This window comes from Haloarcula sp. S1AR25-4, from assembly GCF_031624555.1.
In the GTDB taxonomy this organism is placed as follows: Archaea; Halobacteriota; Halobacteria; order Halobacteriales; family Haloarculaceae; genus Haloarcula; species Haloarcula pellucida.
This window is the reverse complement of sequence record NZ_JAMQOR010000004.1, coordinates 44,492-63,772: the sequence shown is the minus strand read 5'-3', so window position 1 is coordinate 63,772 and position 19,281 is coordinate 44,492. Positions and strand designations below refer to the sequence as shown.

The 19,281-nt window shown below is 62.7% G+C and carries 12 protein-coding genes; 6 read left to right on the top strand and 6 right to left on the bottom strand.

Annotated features, from left to right (window positions below):
- Positions 1-261: 261 nt before the first annotated feature.
- Positions 262-540, bottom strand: a complete 279-nt coding sequence (locus tag NDI85_RS17225; protein WP_188997133.1) for a hypothetical protein — start codon at positions 538-540, stop codon at positions 262-264.
- 543 nt (positions 541-1,083) lie between these two features.
- Here NDI85_RS17225 and NDI85_RS17220 point away from each other — a divergent pair.
- Positions 1,084-1,815, top strand: coding sequence for an SDR family NAD(P)-dependent oxidoreductase (locus NDI85_RS17220; protein WP_188997131.1), 732 nt, complete (start codon positions 1,084-1,086; stop codon positions 1,813-1,815).
- A gap of 320 nt (positions 1,816-2,135) precedes the next feature.
- Positions 2,136-3,230, top strand: a complete 1,095-nt coding sequence (locus NDI85_RS17215) for a sodium:phosphate symporter (protein WP_310916463.1) — start codon at positions 2,136-2,138, stop codon at positions 3,228-3,230.
- A gap of 57 nt (positions 3,231-3,287) precedes the next feature.
- Here the strand turns inward: NDI85_RS17215 and NDI85_RS17210 are convergent, their stop codons facing one another.
- The gene (locus NDI85_RS17210) at positions 3,288-4,157 is read right to left on the bottom strand and encodes a universal stress protein (protein WP_188997127.1); all 870 of its coding nucleotides are present in this window, start codon (positions 4,155-4,157) and stop codon (positions 3,288-3,290) included.
- A gap of 135 nt (positions 4,158-4,292) precedes the next feature.
- Complete coding sequence (locus tag NDI85_RS17205) at positions 4,293-6,032, bottom strand: adenosylcobalamin-dependent ribonucleoside-diphosphate reductase (protein ID WP_310916462.1); 1,740 nt, start codon at positions 6,030-6,032, stop codon at positions 4,293-4,295.
- Between the two features lie 181 nt (positions 6,033-6,213).
- Here NDI85_RS17205 and NDI85_RS17200 point away from each other — a divergent pair, with 181 nt between their 5' ends.
- On the top strand, positions 6,214-6,960 hold the full coding sequence (locus NDI85_RS17200) for an alpha/beta hydrolase (RefSeq protein WP_310916461.1): 747 nt from the start codon (positions 6,214-6,216) through the stop codon (positions 6,958-6,960).
- A gap of 62 nt (positions 6,961-7,022) precedes the next feature.
- Here NDI85_RS17200 and NDI85_RS17195 read toward each other — a convergent pair whose 3' ends face one another.
- Complete coding sequence (locus tag NDI85_RS17195; RefSeq protein ID WP_310916460.1) at positions 7,023-7,472, bottom strand: universal stress protein; 450 nt, start codon at positions 7,470-7,472, stop codon at positions 7,023-7,025.
- Positions 7,473-7,585: 113 nt separating this feature from the next.
- Between NDI85_RS17195 and NDI85_RS17190 the strand changes: the two genes are divergently transcribed.
- Entirely contained in the window at positions 7,586-7,975 is a 390-nt protein-coding gene (locus NDI85_RS17190) for a VanZ family protein (protein ID WP_310916459.1), read from the top strand.
- 198 nt (positions 7,976-8,173) lie between these two features.
- Here the strand turns inward: NDI85_RS17190 and NDI85_RS17185 are convergent, their stop codons facing one another.
- Positions 8,174-8,323, bottom strand: a complete 150-nt coding sequence (locus NDI85_RS17185) for a hypothetical protein (RefSeq protein ID WP_166973553.1) — start codon at positions 8,321-8,323, stop codon at positions 8,174-8,176.
- Between the two features lie 1,654 nt (positions 8,324-9,977).
- On the opposite strand from NDI85_RS17185, the gene NDI85_RS17180 reads away from it, so the two are divergent.
- Positions 9,978-11,252, top strand: coding sequence for an orc1/cdc6 family replication initiation protein (locus tag NDI85_RS17180; RefSeq protein ID WP_229783130.1), 1,275 nt, complete (start codon positions 9,978-9,980; stop codon positions 11,250-11,252).
- A gap of 527 nt (positions 11,253-11,779) precedes the next feature.
- Here NDI85_RS17180 and NDI85_RS17175 read toward each other — a convergent pair.
- On the bottom strand, positions 11,780-12,457 hold the full coding sequence (locus tag NDI85_RS17175) for a TIGR00266 family protein (RefSeq protein WP_310916458.1): 678 nt from the start codon (positions 12,455-12,457) through the stop codon (positions 11,780-11,782).
- A gap of 393 nt (positions 12,458-12,850) precedes the next feature.
- Between NDI85_RS17175 and NDI85_RS17170 the strand changes: the two genes are divergently transcribed.
- A complete protein-coding gene (locus NDI85_RS17170; RefSeq protein ID WP_310916457.1) occupies positions 12,851-19,192 on the top strand; it encodes a malectin domain-containing carbohydrate-binding protein in 6,342 nt (2,113 codons plus the stop codon).
- The last annotated feature ends 89 nt before the right edge of the window (positions 19,193-19,281 follow it).

Sequence of the window (19,281 nt, the reverse complement as noted above, 5' to 3'; positions counted from 1 at the left end):
ATTCGGCCTCGTCGCTACGATACCCAGACGTAACCATACGTTGGTCCGTCCACCACGTGTGTCGCTACTTGAGAGAGAGAGGACGAAGTACGCAGACACAGATGTCTGCAGACACTACATTTCGCTATCGGAATAGAACACAAAATGTTCATATCCGCACATATTGGAGGCGTATCACCGAATTTCCTGTCCAAATCCGGGTTGCCGTTCTATTCTACCGACGGCTGGCCGTGAGTGTGTACATAACACCCACAGCCAGGGTCATTCCGAGTCGAGGGCCGCAGCGATAGCCGTCAGTTCCGCCTTTCGGAAGGGGCGTTCGGCCACCGCCGGGTCGTCATCTTCGGTTTCACCGATACACCGCAGTATTCCGGCCCGCATCTCCGGTTTCGGTGGGAGTCGGTTGGAGTCGACGTCGTGACCGACGGCCTCACAAATCGCCGCGAGGGCCTCCTTGGTGAACGCCGTCGACTCGATGCGTTCGTATCGTCCCACTGCCTGTCGAATCTCGTTCCGGAGTTCGTCTACGGTCGGTGACATACGTCGAACGAGGCCCGACACCGACCTGTAGGTTCTGGTTTCTCCGCACCGGCGTCTGCACGAAGAACCGTGACAGCCGGGCGGGCGATAAGTCCGTCCGTCGGGCCTATCGGACTCTGCTGGTGTGCCACAGAAAGCACCTCGTACCGGTTTGCCGTTCTCCGCGGCAGTACGTTCAGAGAGGCCCTACCAACCTCCTGCGTCGAGTAAGGACCACTAACAGACGTACTGTTGTGAGGTTTTTCGGCCGTGAGATATGACTGTCGTCGCAACACGGTCGCTCGCGAGATTCGTCGACGGATTCGCGTAGACCAGTTACACCTGCTCGGATCGAGAGATGGACGAATGTCGAGGTCGGTAACGACTAGCCGCAGTTGTCACTTCCTCACCGCCGCTAGTCGACCGCGTTCCGGTTCGAGTGCGGAGTTCGTTACGACGCCGACAGCGTCGTAATCGGTCGTCACGGCCGATCGTTGTCGTCCCGTGAGAATTACGCCCATCCTTTTTCTCGCTGGTCGTAGTATCCTCGACTCGGAGTCACCCATGGAACTCGACGGAAAAACCGCGATCGTCACGGGCGGGTCATCGGGCATCGGACGGGCTATCGCCGACGCGTACGTCGACGCCGGCGCGGACGTCGTCATCGCGAACCGGACGGCGTCCGAGGGAGAGGCCGCCGCAGACGACCTCGGCTGTCGGTTCGTACAGACGGACGTCTCGGAGTACGCGCAGGTCGAGTCACTCGTCGAGGCGACCGTCGACGAGTTCGGCGGACTCGACGTGATGGTGAACAACGCCGGCATCGGGAGCGAGTCGACAGTGACAGAGATGGAACTCGACGAGTGGGAGCGGGTCGTCAGCATCGATCTCGATGGCGTCATGTACGGGACGAAGACGGCCCTCCCGCACCTGATGGAGTCCGAGGGCAGTATCGTCAACATCGCCTCGATATACGGCCTCGTCGGCGGGAAAGGCGCTGCGGCGTACTCGGCGGCTAAGGGCGGTGTCGTCAACTTCACTCAGCAGGTCGCCGTCGACTACGCGGACGACGGGGTCCGGGTCAACAGTATCTGTCCTGGCTTCGTCGAGACCCCGATGACCAAACCGCTGCTCGAGACCGAACGGTTCTACAACTACGTCAAGGGGGAGACGCCGATGAACCGGCCTGCACAACCGGCGGAGATCGCCCCGATGGCGGTGTTTCTCGCTAGCGACCACGCCTCCTACATCACCGGCGCGAACATCCCCATCGACGGCGGGTGGACGGCACACTGAGACCGACCGGCGACGTCGTCTCGCGGGTGAGACGGTCATCGTGGCCGCTGTGGGGTTGGATACACCGGGTGTCCAACAACCATCTGGAGCGGTCCGGCCGGGACAGAGCGACGTTCAGGAGCGCGGTGCGCCTGGCGCTCGGTGCGCGACTTTCGGACCGTCCACCGCCAGAGTTAATGTGATTTGGTCGACTTATCTTCGGCTGTGACTGAGCGTTTCGGTGGACAGTGCCCGCTAACACATCCCCTGACAAAATCGGGACACCCGCAATCTGCTCTCGTCCGGGCCGACGCTTGTGTCATCGGGAGCACGCCGGCGTCATGACGTCACTGCTGACCCGGGTACTCACCAGACTCGGTCCCACGCGGGTCCTGCTCGTCGGAATCACAGGCAGTGTCGTCCTCTTCCTGTTTACCGTCCGGTTGCTCGGTACGGCCACGAACGCGGCGGCACCGCTTCTGGGAGACGTCTTTTCCCGGATGATATTCGACGATGCCTCCGCCCTCGGACTCGGTTGGCTGGGGACCTACGCTCTCGCGAACGGGTCGGTCGTCGCCGCGTTGTCACTGTCGCTTTTCGCGGCGGACATCCTCTCGGTATCACAACTGTTCCTGATGGTTGCCGGGTCACGGCTCGGTTCGGCCGCCGTCGTCGTTTTCATCGGGACGCTCGATTACGTACAGAAGGCGGAGTACTCGTTTCGAGAGTCGGTCAGCATGGGCCTGCTGACGTTCCTACTGACCCACTCGATATACGTCCCCGTGACAGTGCTGGGATACGTGCTCTTGCCGACTGTCCACGGTTCGTTCCGGCGCGTCGGCCGCGAGTGGTCGGTCGGGGCCCGGACGCTCGACCTATTCGACCCGGTCACCGTCGCTATCACGAACCGTCTCGGTCCCGTCCCCGCGTTCGTTCTCGCCGTCGGTCTCCTGTTCGGCAGCCTCAGAGTCTTCGATACGGTGCTAGAGCGCGTCGATACGTCGACGGTTCGACGGCGGGTTTTCCGCCACTTCGAACGGACGTGGGTCGCCTTCGGCATCGGACTCGTCGGTACCGGGATCACCACCAGCGTCGCGTTCTCGCTCGGTATCGTCGTTCCGCTGTACAACCGTGGCTACGTCAAGCGAAACGAACTCATCCCGTACGTACTGGGTGCGAACCTCGGAACGCTGTTCGATACGCTGGTGGTCGCCGTCGCACTGGCGTCACCGGCCGGCGTCGCTGTGGTACTCGAACTCCTCACCGTCGCGACCATCGCAACCGTCGTCGCCCTCCTCGCCTACGACACCTACAGTCGTGTCATCAGCAACGTCAACGACCGCCTCCTCGCCGACCGGAGGGTGTTCGTGTTATTCGTGCTGTCGCTGGTCCTCGTGCCCCTAGCACTCCTCGTCTTGCCGCTCGTCGTCGGGTGACGCCGGTTCTTGCCCGCCGGAGAGTGCCGGGACGACGGTGCGGTCGGAGTTGGTGCTTCACTCGCTGTCCTCCCCTTTCACGGTCAGGACGGGAACCTCACTCAGTCGGACCACGCGCTCGGTGACGCTCCCGAGGAGATACCGGTCGATTCCGGTTCGGCCGTGTGTCCCCATCACGATACAGGCGACCTCGTTGTCGGCCGCGTAGTCGGTAATCGCACGATGTGGCCGTCCGGTCATCAAGGAGGCTTCGATGGTCGAAACCCCCGCGTTCTGGGCGGCGCTGATGACGTCGTCTATCGCCTGTTCACCGGCATCTTCCAGCGCCGCCATGACCTGTCCGACGTTGACACCGTCAGGAACCACCCCAACGTCGACCACGTGGACGATGTGAAGTGCCGCCCCCGTCGACAGTGCGAACTCGATTGCGTCGTCGGCGGCCACCCGTGAACTGTCGCTGCCGTCGGTCGGAACCAGCACCGAGTCGAACGCCCCTATCTTCGTCTCCTCGTGGACGGTCAGGACCGGTATCGGTGACTCGCGGAGCGTCTGTTCTGCGACGCTTCCGAGGACGAATCGGTCCAGCCCCGTCCGACCGTACGTCCCCATCACGATACAGTCGACGTCGTGTTTGCCGGCGTAGGCGATGATGTTCTCGTGAATCTGGCCGGACGTATCGATGACCGTCGACGTGGTCTCGACGCCCGCCGCCGTCGCCGTCTCCACGACATCTGCTATCGCCGCTTCACCCGAGTGAGCGAGCGCTCCCGCGCCCTCGTCTACGACGTCGGGCGGGAGTTCGAACGGTTCGAGGACGTGGATCACGTGGAGCGTCGCATCGAACCTGTCTGCGAGGGTGATCGCCGCGTCCGCCGCGGCAGTGGCGACGTCGCTTCCGTCGGTCGGAACGAGGATGGTATCGAACATGGCCGTCTAGTAGACCCGTCGGTCGTCCACGGCGTAAGTCATGCGACTAGTTCTCACTCGTCGGGAACAGTGTCCCGAGCATGGCATCGCCTCCGCTCGTGTCCCGCCGTCCCGTGTATCAGCGGTCGGTCCACGCTACCGCGAATCGCTGTTCGGGGGAGTGGTGTACGAACACTCTCCCACACACTGCTCCTTGCGTGGGTCGTCACCGAGCACCTGTTCGCTCTTGGCACCGCTCCTGAAGACGGTGACACCCTTGAGCCCGAGGTCTCGGGCGGTGAGAAACAGGTCCTCGACGTCGCCGATAGACGCAGACTGTGGTAGATTCACCGTCTTGCTGACCGCGTTGTCGACGTGGTCCTGAAACGCGGCCTGAACGCGGAGATGGTGGGCACCGGAGACGTCGTGTGCCGTCTGAAAGAGCGGTTTCACGTCGTCGGGAATCCCCTCGGCGTCCTGAATGGAGGTCCGGCCGTGGACCGCCTCCAGTACGTCCTCCGAGTAGAACCCCCGCTCTTTCGCCATGTCGACGAAGCGGTCGTTGACGACCGCGAGACCGCCGAGAACGTGCTTCGTGTACGCGACGTTGTATATCGGTTCGATGCTGGCCGAACAGCCGGCGATGAGTGATATCGTACCCGTCGGCGCGATAGTCGTCGTCGTCGCGTTGCGCATCGGTCGCTCTCGTGTCGAGTCCGCCCAGTTCGGGAACGGGCCGCGTTCTTCCGCGAGGTCCCTGGAGGCGGCCCACGACTCGTCGTGGACGAACGACATCAGGTCGCGCCCGAATTCGACGGCGTCCGAGGTGGCATACGGTATGCGGAGATCGACGAGCATATCGTGAAACCCCATGACGCCGAGTCCGATCTTGCGGTTGGCGTTCATGATCGCTTCGGTCTCGCTGACGGGGAACGCGGACCGCTCGATAGCATCGTCGAGGAACCGGACGGCCAGATGGACTGTCTCGCGGAGTTTTGCCCAGTCGACCTCGCCGTCGGCGGTGTGGGTCGCGAGGTTGATCGACCCGAGCACACAGGCTTCGTATGGCAGCAAAGGAACCTCACCGCAGGGATTCGTGGCTTCGAGTCGACCGAGAGCCGGGGTCGGGTTGTGCTCGTTGATCGTGTCGAGAAACAGCATCCCGGGGTCACCGGTGGCCCAGGCCATCTCGGCAATCCGGGCGAGGACGTCGGCCGGGTCCATCTGGTCGACGACCGCCCCCGTCCGAGGATTGACGAGGTCGTATCGCGCACCGGAGTCGTAGGCCTCCCAGAACGGTTCGTCGGTCCCCACCGAGAGGTTGAAGTTCCGTAGCGTCCCCTCGTCGGCCTTCGCGGTCACGAACCGCTCGATGTCAGGATGTGTCGCGTCGAGAACGGCCATGTTAGCGCCGCGCCGTCGGCCGCCCTGTTTTATCTGTTCGGTCGCGCTGTCGAATATCTGCATGAAACTCACGGGACCGGAGGCCACACCGCCCGTCTTCAGCACGACGTCGCCCTGCGGACGCAGGTTCGAGAAGGCGAATCCGGTCCCGCCGCCGCTCTGGTGGACGAGTGCGGCCTGCTTGAGGGCGGTGAAAATCGAGTCGAGCGAGTCCTCGATCGGTAACACGAAGCAGGCGGCCAGCTGCTCTATGTCAGTTCCCGCGTTCATCAACGTCGGCGAGTTCGGCAGGAAGTCGAGGCCGCTGAGCGCGTCGTAGAACGCTGCCTCCACGGCGTCGGCGTCGCCACCGAACGCTTCTTCGGCCGACGCGACGTCACGCGCGACTCGGTGGAACAGTTCGTCGGGCGTCTCGACGACTGTCCCGTTCTCGTCTTGGCGAAGGTAGCGGCGTCTGAGAACGGTTTTGGCCACCGTGCCTAGAGTTGACATGCCACAGACTAGGGGAGAGTGCTTATTAAGCGATGGGCAGAGATAGCGATGGGCAGAGATCAGCGCCACACGTCACAGGTGATACTCGGCGGGCGCGGACGTGACGGGTGGCGATTCAGGATCGCCGACGCTCGGACGCAACCCGAGTGTCTTTATACCGATCGTGCCCGTAAATAGCTCCATGGCGACCGTTCTCCTCGTCCACGGTGCGTGGTTAGGTGGTTGGTGTTGGAAGTACGTCACTCATCCATTGCGATCAGTGGACCACGACGTGTACACGCTGACGCTTACCGGCCTTGGCGAGCGAGAACACCTTTCGCGGCCCGATATCGATCTGGAGACCCACATCACGGATGTCGTGAACGTTCTCGAATACGAGGACCTCACGGACGTGGTCCTCGTCGGGCACAGTTATGCCGGACTCGTGGTGACGGGGGTCATCGACCGCGTGCCGGAGCGGGTCACACACGTCGTGTATCTCGACGCGATGACGCCGCTGAATGACGAGGCCACATCGGTCTTCGATCTGGGCCCCCCGGAGTATCGGGAGGTCGTCGAAGCCGAGGCTGAGGAACAGGGAGCGGGCTGGCGGTGGCCCATGCCACGAGAGCCCGATGGCTGGGTCGGAATCTCCGAGTCGGACGCTCGCTGGCTGCGATCGAAGGCGGTTCCACAGCCAGTCGAGACGTTCGCACAGTCGGTCGAAGTTCGAAATCAAGCGGCTAGCGTCCTCCCGTCGACGTACGTTCTCTGTACCAAGAATGGACTGCCGGACGAGACTCTCGAAACGATCCGCGGTGTGGTAGACGAACGAGGATGGGACCTCGTCGAACTCGAAACAGGTCACTGGCCGATGGTATCGATGCCGTCAGAAGTAGTGGAACTGCTCGATACAGCTGCCTCGACCACACAGGGTGCGAGCACGTAGTTCTGAACCGCTCTCTCTCGGCTGTGTTCTACCGCGAACGGACCGCGAGTGCTGCTGGTTCCTCAGATCGGAACGACCGGCACCGCCGCCGCCCGGATGACTCGGTCGGTGACCGATCCCATGTGGGGCGCTTCGACGCCTGCCGCGCCCCGCTTTCCCATCACCACGAGGTCGATGTCATGGTCGTCGGCGTACTCCAGAATCACCTCGTGTGGCAGTCCGCGAAGCACGGACGTGGTGGATTCGATGCCACGTTCTGTGGCTGTTTCGACGACGTCTTCGACGAGGTCTTCGGCTTCGTCCGCGATCTCTTCGAGGAACGCTTCGTAGCTACTGAATGCCGGCGTCGTTCCGTAGACGGTTTCGTCGACGACGAACAGGACGTGTAGGTGGGCACCGTGGTCTTCGGCGAGGTCCATGGCGTGTTCGATGCCACGTTCTGCGTCGTCACTTCCGTCGGTCGGGACGAGGATGTTCTCGTACATACCGATGTCTTGGTTGTGGACGCTCATGAGTAGACCGCCAATTCTCACCACACAGTAACGACTAACGCCACGCCGAACAGCGGTACAAAGACCCGCCCCGCCCCCAGTAAGTTCAAACCAATTCGGAACAGAAATACAGTATGCGCTCTCGGTACGCTGACTCTCGGTGGACACTGGTTGTCGTCTCGACGCTCGTGCTCTGTCTCGCCGCGTTCGTTCCCTCCCCGATCGAGCGTCGGCCAGAGTGGGAGCGGGTCGGTCCGGACAAGTTCTTGCATCTCGTCGGCCACGGCGCGTACGCGGTGGTAGTTGCCGACGCAGTCGCCGCTGGCCGGTGGTCCGATCGGGAGGCCGCTGTGCTAGCGGTCTGTGTCTCGACGCTCCTCAGTCTCGTCAGCGGACAGCTCCAGAACTACGTTCCGGGACGGGCGTTCGAGGTCGCAGACGTCGTCGCCGGGTTGTTCGGTTCGCTGCTCGCAATATCCGGCTGGTACGTCGTGAACGGTACGTCGTCCGTCGTCGACGACTGATACTGGTGGCTGTAACAAACTGAAGTAATTCGCCACCCCGGGGTGGCGAATATCTGTACGAACTTACAGCCACCAGTATGAGCGGATGCTGGCGACTCACCGAGCGCAGGAGACGCGTCTGTCGGCCCCGTAGCTGTCACCGCCGTGTCTCCGACGACTGGTCGCCCGTGACAGCGACCTACGAATCGTAGCGGAGCGCTACTCCGAATACCCCTCTTGCAGAAACGTCCCCTCTGTCTCGTACATCGAGACCAGTTCCTCGATTAACTCCTCCAGCGATTCGTCTTCCTCTAGGTGGCTTTCGAGTCGTTCCCTGAGTTCGTCACTGATTTCGAGCGTGTACGTCATTCTGAGTGTCTCCGGTCACCGCTGACTCTGTGTACGGACACCACTGTCTTATACTCTGACGTTAGTACACGTCCGGGACGGTTCAAGAAACGGTGACGGTGAGCCGAGAGTCCAGGTCTCCAACCGTTGCCGGTCGCGACTGAGCAGACGGGGGACGACGTCGCTGTCACCCGTGGCGAATATGTCGGTAGTCGTGTTCTCGCTTTGTCGTCTCTACCTGAATACGGATGGATATCTATCACTCGCTCCGTCGATCGGTGATCCGTTCCTCGACGGGGCGAGATAGACGGTCGTTTGCATTCGTCGTCGGTCAAATAGGCGTCGTCGGAGCCGTTTTTCGAGTAAACGGCTCTAACAAGAATATCGAGGATAGGATAGCGTTTTCGCCGGGACTTTGAGGGAGAAATAACGGAGTGTCGGTGCAGCGAGTGGCGATTCTCCGTTGTCGAGTGGGTAGGTGCGAGTAGGTAGGTGGGGTGGACGTGAGTGGACGCAAGTGGATAGATGAGTGGACACGAGTGATAGATGGACGGGACGTGAGCGGACACGAGTGGGGAGATGGGCAGCCGAAACGCGAAAGCGACGGGGCCCTGAAGCCGTTCCCACAGCAGCGCTTCGTGCGAAGAGGTCGAGACGAGAGAAACCAGTGGCCGACGCCGATGTGAGTAACTGGTTCCTCGTCGGATCGCGTTTCAGCACTGCCGCGGCCAGCAACCCGTGAGAGAGCGGTCGGATTCGGTAGGTCCCGAAGACGGGTACACACCCCTCTATCGATGTGTTTTCGCGCCATCCGGACGGGGTGTGTATCTTGGGGGTGTCCGTCGAGAGGTGACGCCGGGCCTCGAACGAGACCGTGAGACAGACACCCCTCTATCGATGTGTTCCATCCGTCGGTACGATAGACGACACGGCGGTCGAGATAGAGAGAGATCTATCGAGCGGTGCTTCGTTGTCCGATATCACCCGTTTCGAGCGGTGAAATGGGTGATTTTGCGAAGTGTGACGACCGATGCCCGTAGCGTCGATAGCCCGGTTCGTAGAAGAGTGTTCGAACACTTCGAACACATCGATAGAGGGGTGTGTGTGTCTAGTGTTCTAGCTAGACTAGAAGAAGAAGGGAACACCGAATCGGCAGCAAACGTCGGCAGTGGGCGTGTGGAACCCTCTCTTGCAAATTCCGCGAACAGATCCTCTCTCCACGTCCAACGCTGTTCTCGAGTTACCTCGGCTACGCTTTGCTACCCCCCTCCCCACCGCTCGCTCGAACACTTCGATAGAGGGGTGTGTCTGTCCCTACTGTCATCTCTCTTCGGCGTCCGAAACACTTCGTCAGCCGTTCTCCTCTCTCTTAGCCACGCCTGACTAACTCGGTGAATATCCGAGATAGAACCGTTCCACAGGTAGAACACACTTCGATGGAGGTGCCAACACTTTTGGTACACCCGTGTTTGGGTCACGTATGGACACAGACGACTCCGAACACTCCCGAGATCGGCCGGAGTCCTCGGCCGACGACGTGACACGGGACGGCCAGTCCTCGGGAGTGTCACCGTCTGCAAGCGACGCCGACCAGACTCCCGTCGACACCGAGGGGCAGACAACGGAGTCCGAGACGGAGTTCGAAGCCCAGTCCGAGTCCCAGTCTATCGAGGAGATGCTCCTCGAGTTCGACGAACAGGAGGGGTTGATTCGGGAGCGGACGTTGCTCGACCCGAACTACGTCGTCGAGGAAGACCGTATCGTCGGCCGGGACGAGCAGTTACAGGAGGTCACGAAGATGCTCCGGGTCGCACTCGGCGACAACCGGCCCCCGAATCTCTTCCTGTATGGCCCCTCGGGAACGGGCAAGTCGCTCATCACGAAGGCCGTCTGTAAGAACATCAGCCAGATCTGTGAACCGCGGGACATCCGGTTCGGGACGATAGAGGTCAACTGCCAGGATCTGGACACGCTTGGCGTCGCCGTGTACGAACTCGTCTCCCGCGCTGCGGACGAGGCCGGCGTGGAGGTACAGGTCCCGAAACACGGTGTAGCGACCAAGGAGAAGTGGGACGAACTGTTCCGCATCGTCGACGAGAACTTCGATTCGCTGGTGTTCGTCCTCGACGAACTCGATATGCTCGTCGGTCGGCGGGACAAGCAAGATCCCGCGTTCTCACGCCTCCTGTATCAACTCTCGCGCGCGGGCGCAGACGGCGAACTGGAGACGTTCATCTCCGTCGTCGCGATATCGAACGACACGAAGATGATGGAGTCGGTCGGGAGTCGGGCGCTCAGTTCGTTCACGCCCGAGGACGTCCACTTCGGGGACTACGACGCGAACCAGTTGCAGGCGATTCTCCGCAGACGGCAGGACGCCTTTTACGACGACGTCCTCGACGACGACGTCATCCCGCTTGCGGCCGCGTTCGCGGCACAGACTCACGGCGACGCCCGGAAGGCCATCGACCTGATGCGCGTCGCCGGCGAACTGGCCGAACGGGAGGGCGACGAACGCGTCAACGAAGCACACGTCCGCGAGGCACAGGACAAGGTCGAGAAGAACCGGGTTCTCGAAGTCGTCCGCGGAATCAGCACCCAGAAGAAACTCTGTCTCTACGCGACGGCCGCCGTCGCGGCGGAGTCCAACAGCGGTGCGGCACGCAGTACGACCGGCTACAAGGTCTACCAGTTCCTGACGGACTCGATTGACGCCGACCAGTACCATCAGGAGACGTACGTCAACAAGATGAAAGAGCTGACGACGTACTCGCTCGTCGACTTCGAACGTCGGAGCCACGGCCCGAGTTCGGGGATGTTCCTCGAGTTCCAGTTCGGCGAATCGCCGGCGACGATTCTGGAGACGCTTCGCGAGGACTCCAGAATCGAGATGGTGTCTCAGGACGAGGTGGCGTCTGTCGTGAAAGCGCAGTTACGAAACGAGGGGTAGCCCTCGGCCCGCCGCACACACCTCTATCGAAGTGTTCACCGACGAATCGAACCACGCGCTCGCCGATGTGGTTGCGCTACCCGTCGACCCCACCGACACACCCCTATCGATATGTATTCTCGCATTAAATGGCCTCTTCTCCTCCAATTCGACGTCTCTCTCGTCCTACGAACCGGGACGAACCGCACTCGCAGAACGGCGCTTGCAGGGGGGTGCCTACCCGGCCAATCAGTGATACACACCCCTCTATCGAAGTGTATCCAGCGCGGCCGATTATGGGGAGGGGGTGACACCTGTATCGATGTGTTCGAGATGTCGTCGAACGTGGGAGTGCACTGGGATGGTCGAACGTCGACTTGCGGTTCGAACCCGAGTGTAGCGGGAGTGACTTTCCCGGAGCTAACCAACAGCGCCCCCTCTATTCGCGCGGTTGTTGGTTAGCTAGATCCCACTCTCGACGACTACCGACGTTCATTTCGATACCGGTTCGACGACCGACCGTACAAACGCGGCGGATAGCGACGCTACTAACTGCTGCTGGGGGTCGGCAACTTCGGAATCAACCACGAGAGGAAGGCGTCCGGGCTTCGCGTCTGGGTCCAGACGGTCCCCTCGCCGCGGAACTCACAGACGAGGCCCTCCCCGCTGAACAGTGTCGACTTGAGGCCGCCGACCTTCCGAACGTCGAAGTCGAGCGATTCCTCGAACGCCACGATGTGGCCGGTGTCGACGACGACGGCGTCACCGGGTTCGACGGTGAGTTCGTCGATGGCGCCGTAACTGGAGATGAACGCGGGCCCGGTTCCCGATAGCGTCAGCAGGAACAGGCCTTCGCCACCGAAGAACGTCTTGCCGCCCCCGAACTCCGTGTCGACGTCTATCGCCGGGTCCGAGGCGACGAACGACGTCGACTGGACGAACAGCGTCTCGTCGTCGAGTTCGTGGTGCTGGATATCGCCCGGTAGTGCCGGTGCGAGACGAAGCGTGCTGTCCTGTGAGGCGGTGAACGTGTTCATAAAAAACGATTCACCGCCCAGCACCGACCGAGAGAGTGACTTCAGGAGTCCCCCTTCGGCCTTCGTCTCGATGTCGATGCCGGCAGTGTGGCTGACCATCGCACCGCCTTCCGCTCGGACCGACTCCCCCGGTTCGAGTGAGAGGTTCAACTGGGCGTACGACGGTTTGTGGGGTATCTCGTATTCCATGGGATTTTGTTCGCTCAGATGATATATAGCCGTGCCGCTGTGGGCATACTCGGGTGTCGCGGGGGAATCGGCGACACGTCGTCCGGGGCTCATTCGCCGACCGGCCACCCCACACCCGCCGTTGCACGTCCCACCGACGCCACGAAGCCAGCCGTCGCTGACCGCAGGACGGTGATAGAGTGGCAACTACGTGACTAGTGACTGGGCAAGAGTGGTAGCGAGACGCCACGTTGTGCTGCGTAACCCGCCTGTAAGCAACCGATTTCGTTACACGAGAGTGGGATACACGGATTCGTGATGTGTAATTATCAGCGCTCTAACCCTATGAAACCGGTCTCTGACTGGTTTTCAGGCGGCCTATTCTAAGATAGCTATCCTTCGACGGTAGCTTCGATGCCAGACAGAAGTCTCAAACGGCAAACGCTGGCAGTCACACTATCAGTACTCACAGTACTGTCGATCGTCGCCGGCGGCACCGCCGGGGCGTTCGTGACTGCACCGGAAGCGAACCCAGTCCAGTATCAGGTTGCGAGTGATAGCTCACTGTACCGCGTGAACGCGGGTGGGTCGACGGTGGCCGCGATCGACGGCGGCGCCGACTGGACACCACCCGGGTCGACGACGGGGGTGACAGTCAGCGGGAGTACGAGTACGTTCAGCACGAGCGATACGATAACGCTCGATAGCACTGTCCCGGACAGCACGCCGTCCGAAGTGTTCCAGACCGAACGCTACGGGGACCAGCAGTGGGACTTCGACGTGACTGCCGGACAGAGCTACGAGGTCCGGTTGTACTTCGCCGAGATATTCGCGACCTCCTCGGGTGCCCGTGAGTTCGACGTGACCATCGAGGGCGAGCAGGTGCTGAACAACTACGACATCTACGCTGACGTCGGCCACGACGTCGGCACGATGAAGTCGTACACGGTGACGCCCAGCGACGGGACGCTCGACGTCGACTTCGTCACCGAGGTGGACAACGCGAAGATTTCGGCCGTCGAAATCGTCCCGACGGAACCGCAACCGGACGAACTCGGCGCGTCGCCCGACAGCGTCGACTACGGCAGCGTCGTGACGGGGAACAGCGAGACCGACACGGTGACGCTGACGAACCTCGGGAACGCGAGCAACAGTTCGCACCCGGACATCACCATCGACAGCGTCACGCTGACTGGGGCGAACACAAGTCAGTTCTCGCACGACTTCTCGGGCAGCGTCACGCTCGCGCCCGAAGAGTCGACGACGGTCAACGTGACCTACTCGCCGGATCAGGTCGCCATCCACGAGGCGACGATGGAGGTCAGTCACAGCGGGACCAACTCGCCCGTCACGGTCAACCTGACCGGCGAGGGCGTTAGCTCCGCCGACCCTGACTTCTCCAAGAGCACGCTACAGGGTTTCAGCGCAGGCAACCCGACGGCGTTGGAGTTCGGACCCGACGACCGCCTGTACGTCTCGACGCAGGGCGGGACGGTGTACGCGGTCGAAGTCAACCGAACCGGCGAGAACAGTTATCAGGCGACCGACGTAGAGCAGATAGACGCCATCAACGACATCCCGAACCACGACGACTTCGGGAACTACAACACCGGTGAGAACAACCGGCAGGTGACCGGCCTCACGGTCGGGGGGACGGCCTCCCAACCAGTCGTCTACGTCACGTCGAGTGACCCATCGATAGACGTCGGTACTGACGACGACGACACGGACACGAACTCCGGGGCGCTCTCACGCCTCACGCTGTCGTACACCAACGAGAACATCTCGAACGTCGACCACGACGTGATGGTCCTCGGGCTACCGCGCTCCGAGGAGAACCACTCGCCGAACGGCGTCGACCTCTCCAACGACGGAGACACCCTGTACATCGCGCAGGGCGGCCACACCAACAAGGGCGCACCGGGCGACAACTTCGGCCACACGCCGGAGTACGCGCTGTCGGCCGCCATCCTCGAGATAGACCTCGCACAGATCGAGGCCAACTACACGGCGAAGAACCTCCAGAACTACGACCCACAGGGAAGCACCCAGTCGTACCCCGACCTGTCGTTCTACTACGCCATCCCGACGATTCAGAACGACGACGCGACGGACGGCGACGACCTGCCGTTCGGCGGGAACGACGGCATCAATCAGGCGAAACTCGTCGAGGGCGGGCCGGTCCAGATTTACTCGCCCGGCTATCGGAACCCCTACGACCTCGTCGTGACCGAGAGCGGTCAGGTCTATGCAGGCGACCACGGGCCGAACGGTGGCTGGGGCGGCCAGCCAGCCGACGAGAACGGCAACATCGTCGCGGACGCTGCGAACGTGACGAACCACCCCAACGAGGACGGGAGCTTCTCGACGAGCGACCAACTCATCAAGGTGGACGAGGGTGACTACGGCGGGCACGCGGCGCCCATCCGCGCGAACCCCACGCAGGCGGACATCTACGACGCAAGCGGGAACGTCATCTTCGACATCAACGCGTCGAACTCCCCGGTCCCGTCGAGCATGGTGAACCCGGTGGAGGCCGACTACATCCCGCCGACGAGCAACTCGCCCGACCCGGGAGCGCCCGCGGGAAGTGCGAACACGCTCGAAGACACGAACGGGAACAAGGTCCTGTTCGGCCCGACCGGTGCGACCGACGAGTACACCGCCTCGAACTTCGGCGGGGCGATGGACGGCGACCTCCTGCAGGTCGAACTCGGCGGTGACGTCGAGCGCGTCGAACTGAGTTCCGACGGCACGACCGCCACCAACGTCGAGACGATAGGCAACACCGGCGGTCCGCTGGGTCTCGACGCGGTCGGTGACGACGAGAAGTTCCCCGGGACGTTCTGGACGGCCAACCACGGTGGCAACGACGTCACTATCTTCGAACCGGTCGACTACAATGGCACTGACGGCGGAACCGAGTGTACGGGTGCCGACGACGCGACGCTCGACGAAGACGGCGACGGCTACGACAACGCCGACGAGCTAGACGCGGGGTCGGACCCCTGCTCGTCGGCGTCGACGCCGGCCGACTTCGACGACGACAAGACGTCGAACGTCAACGACCCGGACGACGACAACGACGGCCAGCCCGACACGTCCGACCCGTTCGCCGTCGACCCGGACGATGGGACCACGACGACTCTCCCGGTCCAGCACGACCTCTCGGAACTGAGCCTGTTCGGCGAGAACGCGGCGCTCAACGACGACTCCGGGCAGGGCTGGACGGGCCTGATGACGAACGGTCAGGACGACTATCAGGACCTCTACAACACCTCGAAGATGACCGTCGGCGGGGCCGCGGAGGTCCTGACGGTCGAAGAGGTACCCCAAGGTGACGCGTACTCGTCGACGAACACCCAGCAGTACGCGTTCCAGTTCGGCGTGAACCCGCCGGACGAACCGTTCACGGTCGAGACGACTGTCGCCTCCTTCCCGGAGAACCCGGAGAACTTCCAGTCCGCCGGGATATTCGTCGGGACCGGTGACCAGTCGAACTACTCGAAACTCGTCGTCGCGGCCGACGGCGGCAACGGCGGCATCGAGTTCGCCCAGGAGGAAGACGATTCGTTCACCCATCAGACCTCGCCGAACGTCGTCAGTGACAGCGCCGTCACGGGCAACGACACGACGCTGTACCTGACGGTCGATCCGACGCTCGACCCGCTTCCCGGTAACGGCGAAGACGAAGTCGCGCTGAACGCATCCTACGAGGTCAACAACCAGACGACGGACATCGGAACGGCGGCGATTCCGGCGAGCTGGCTCGACACCTCGGACGGTAGCGGCCTCGCGGTCGGTGTCATCTCGACGTCCAACGGCGCAAGTTCGACGTTCCCGGCGACGTGGACCGACGTCTCCGCCGAGTACGTGACGCCGCCCGCGAACCAGGCACCGATTGCCGACGCGGGCGACGACCAGACGGTCGACGAAGGCACGTCGGTCACGCTTAACGCCACCGGGTCCTCCGACCCGGACGGCGACCAACTCGGGTACACCTGGACCCAGACGGCAGGCCCCGACGTGAGCCTGAGCGCCAACGACGCACAGGAACCGACGTTCACCGCGCCGGAGGTCAGCAGTGACGAGACGCTCACCTTCGAAGTGAACGTCTCGGACGGCCAGGACTACGACACGGACCTCGTGAACGTCACGGTGCAGGACACCGACACCGCGACCGGCGATGTCGTGTTCGCGGTGAACTCCGGCGGCAACCAGTACACGGCCACCGACGGCACGGTGTACGCCGCTGACAAGAACTTCACCGCCGGCAGCACCTACAGCATCGACTCCACGACGGAGATAAACAACACCGACGACGACCTGCTGTACACGACCGAACGCTACGGTGACCCGTTCGGCTACGACGTGCCGGTCCAGAACGGGACCTATCAGGTCACGCTGAAGTTCGCCGAAATCTATCAGGGCGTCTCGCCGAACGACTCGCCGGACTCCTCGGGGCCCAGCGACGGCACGAACGAGAACGACCGGCTGTTCAACGCGAGCATCGAGAACGACCAGAAGTTCACGAACTTCGACATCTTCGCCGAGGTCGGCACGCTCAACGCGACCGAGAAGACCTACACGGTCGAGGTCACGGACGGTCAACTCGACATCGACTTCGAGGCGACCTACGACAACGCGAAGATATCCGCTATCAAGGTCACAGAGGTCGAACCGGCACCGACCGGGACCAGCGCCGACGTGACGGTCACCGAGAACGGTGGTATCGACGCGAGCACCTACTCCGGTGGGTCGTTCAGCGTCACGAACACCGGTGATGACAACATCTCCTCGGTCCAAATCGACCTGAGCGAGAGCGCGATTCCCGACGCGGTGTTCGACCCCAACGGCACCGCTGGTGACTCGACGGCCAAAGGCGTCGTCATCGACAGCGAGTCCGGCGACGGCGTCGGCGTGGTCACGACCGACTCCGCGACGGTGTTCAGCCAACCGCACAACGGCGTGAACGACAGCGAAGGCTACGACGTCCTGACGCTGGAGTTCACCGACTTCGAGGCCGGCGAGACGGTGACGTTCTCGACGGACATCGACCCGACGACCATCAAGGGCGCCTCCACGACCGGCGGCGCCGGATCGGTCTCGGGCCTCGAACTCTCGGGCTCCGCGGTCACGGTCTCGTCGAGTAGCGGGACCGTCTCGAACGACCTGTACACCGACGGCTCCGCAGGCGGGTCACAGGCTACCGTGAGCGCCGGGTCTTCGGCTGCACCCACGCTCGGCGTCGACGGCGTCACGCTCGGCCCGACCGACTTCCCGGCCCACGAGGCCGCGACGGTCAGCGACCAGCAGCAGAACCTCACGCTGAGCGGACCCGCGGGCGCGACGGTGAACCTGCTCACCATCGAAGCGAGCGAACCGCCGTCGGACGGCTACGACGTGGACGCCTACGAGGCCGACAACGCCGAAGTCGTCAGCAACCAGACGGTCACGCTCGACTCGACCGGGCAGGCCACGGTCCCGGTCACGCTCGACACGACGAACCTGAACTACTATCAGGCCGCTGTGCAGGACGGTCCCAGTTCGAACGGGGCCGTCTCACAGACGGTGGCGCTGGAGTACGACGCGACCGCAGTCTCCGGCAACACCAGTGCCAGCGTGGCGCTGACGCCGAACAGCGGTATCGAGGCGAGCACCTACGGCGCCGGGTCGTATCAAGTCACCAACACCGGTGACACGAGCATCACGACGCTCCGTGTGGACCTGAACGACACGGTCCTGCCGGACATGGTGTTCGATCCGTTCAACACCGCCGGTGACGACGTCGGCAAGGAGTTCACCCTCGACAGCGGCGACGTCACCGTGGAGAACGTCGAGTACACGAACTTCCACAACGGGCAGAACAACAGCGCGGGCTACGACACGCTGATCGTCACGCTCTCGGGCTTCGAACCGAGCGAGACGATGGCGTTCTCCATCGACAACGACCCGACCAGCATCAGTAGCACCACCCTCGGTTCGCAGGCCGCGGGGCCGGTCTCCGGGCTCGAACTGTCCGGTGGCACCGTCTCGGTCGGTGCGGAGTCGACCGGGATGCACGAAGCGACGCTCGTCGGCGACGGCAGTGCCGGCGGGTCACAAGCCACGGTGCTGAACGACACCGACGAGTCGCCGCCGAGCATCGGCGTCGACAACGTCTCGCTGTCCGCGACGACGCTGTCCGACCGGCACACCGCGGCGACGGTGTTCGACGCGAACCAGACCGTCAGCATCTCCGGTGCGCCCGCGAACGCGGACGTGACGCTCCTCCGCATCGAGGGCGAACTGAACCTCTCGAACGTCCCCGACCCCTACGAAATCGAGGACTACGAGGCCAACAAGGCGGTCGACGTCCAGTACTACTCGACGACGACCGACTCGACCGGCACGGCGACGGTGGACGTCACGCTGACGAACTCCACCGCCGAGGGCGGTCAGAACTACTTCGTCGCCTACGTGGAGGAGCCCAACGGCGACACTGGTCCGACCTCGGACTACGTTATCCTCCAACTCGCCGACGGGCCCGGTCCCATCGGTGACTTCGAGAACGCGCCGACGGACCCGGACGGCGACGGCAAGTACGAGGACGTCAACGGTGACGGCTCGGTGAACGTCGGGGACGCACAGGCGCTGTTCGCGAACTCCGACGACCCGGTCGTGCAGGACAACGTGGAGGCGTTCGACTTCAACGAGGACGGCTCGGTGAACGTCGGGGACGCACAGGCGCTGTTCGCCAACGGACTGGAGGCCTGATCAGCCTCGGCTCCACCCCGACCCGGCACCACTCCAGAGGCAGACCGTCTCCGCCGGGTCGGCGTCTCACTCGCACCACGAAATCACGC

Bases quoted from the DNA above. Each gene is read 5' to 3' on its own strand.
- NDI85_RS17175 (WP_310916458.1), bottom strand. From the start codon at position 12,457: ATGGAATACGAGATACCCCACAAACCGTCGTACGCCCAGTTGAACCTC.
- NDI85_RS17225 (WP_188997133.1), bottom strand. From the start codon at position 540: ATGTCACCGACCGTAGACGAACTCCGGAACGAGATTCGACAGGCAGTG.
- NDI85_RS17200 (WP_310916461.1), top strand. From the start codon at position 6,214: ATGGCGACCGTTCTCCTCGTCCACGGTGCGTGGTTAGGTGGTTGGTGT.
- NDI85_RS17190 (WP_310916459.1), top strand. From the start codon at position 7,586: ATGCGCTCTCGGTACGCTGACTCTCGGTGGACACTGGTTGTCGTCTCG.
- NDI85_RS17220 (WP_188997131.1), top strand. From the start codon at position 1,084: ATGGAACTCGACGGAAAAACCGCGATCGTCACGGGCGGGTCATCGGGC.
- NDI85_RS17185 (WP_166973553.1), bottom strand. From the start codon at position 8,323: ATGACGTACACGCTCGAAATCAGTGACGAACTCAGGGAACGACTCGAA.
- NDI85_RS17170 (WP_310916457.1), top strand. From the start codon at position 12,851: ATGCCAGACAGAAGTCTCAAACGGCAAACGCTGGCAGTCACACTATCA.
- NDI85_RS17205 (WP_310916462.1), bottom strand. From the start codon at position 6,032: ATGTCAACTCTAGGCACGGTGGCCAAAACCGTTCTCAGACGCCGCTAC.
- NDI85_RS17210 (WP_188997127.1), bottom strand. From the start codon at position 4,157: ATGTTCGATACCATCCTCGTTCCGACCGACGGAAGCGACGTCGCCACT.
- NDI85_RS17215 (WP_310916463.1), top strand. From the start codon at position 2,136: ATGACGTCACTGCTGACCCGGGTACTCACCAGACTCGGTCCCACGCGG.
- NDI85_RS17180 (WP_229783130.1), top strand. From the start codon at position 9,978: ATGCTCCTCGAGTTCGACGAACAGGAGGGGTTGATTCGGGAGCGGACG.
- NDI85_RS17195 (WP_310916460.1), bottom strand. From the start codon at position 7,472: ATGAGCGTCCACAACCAAGACATCGGTATGTACGAGAACATCCTCGTC.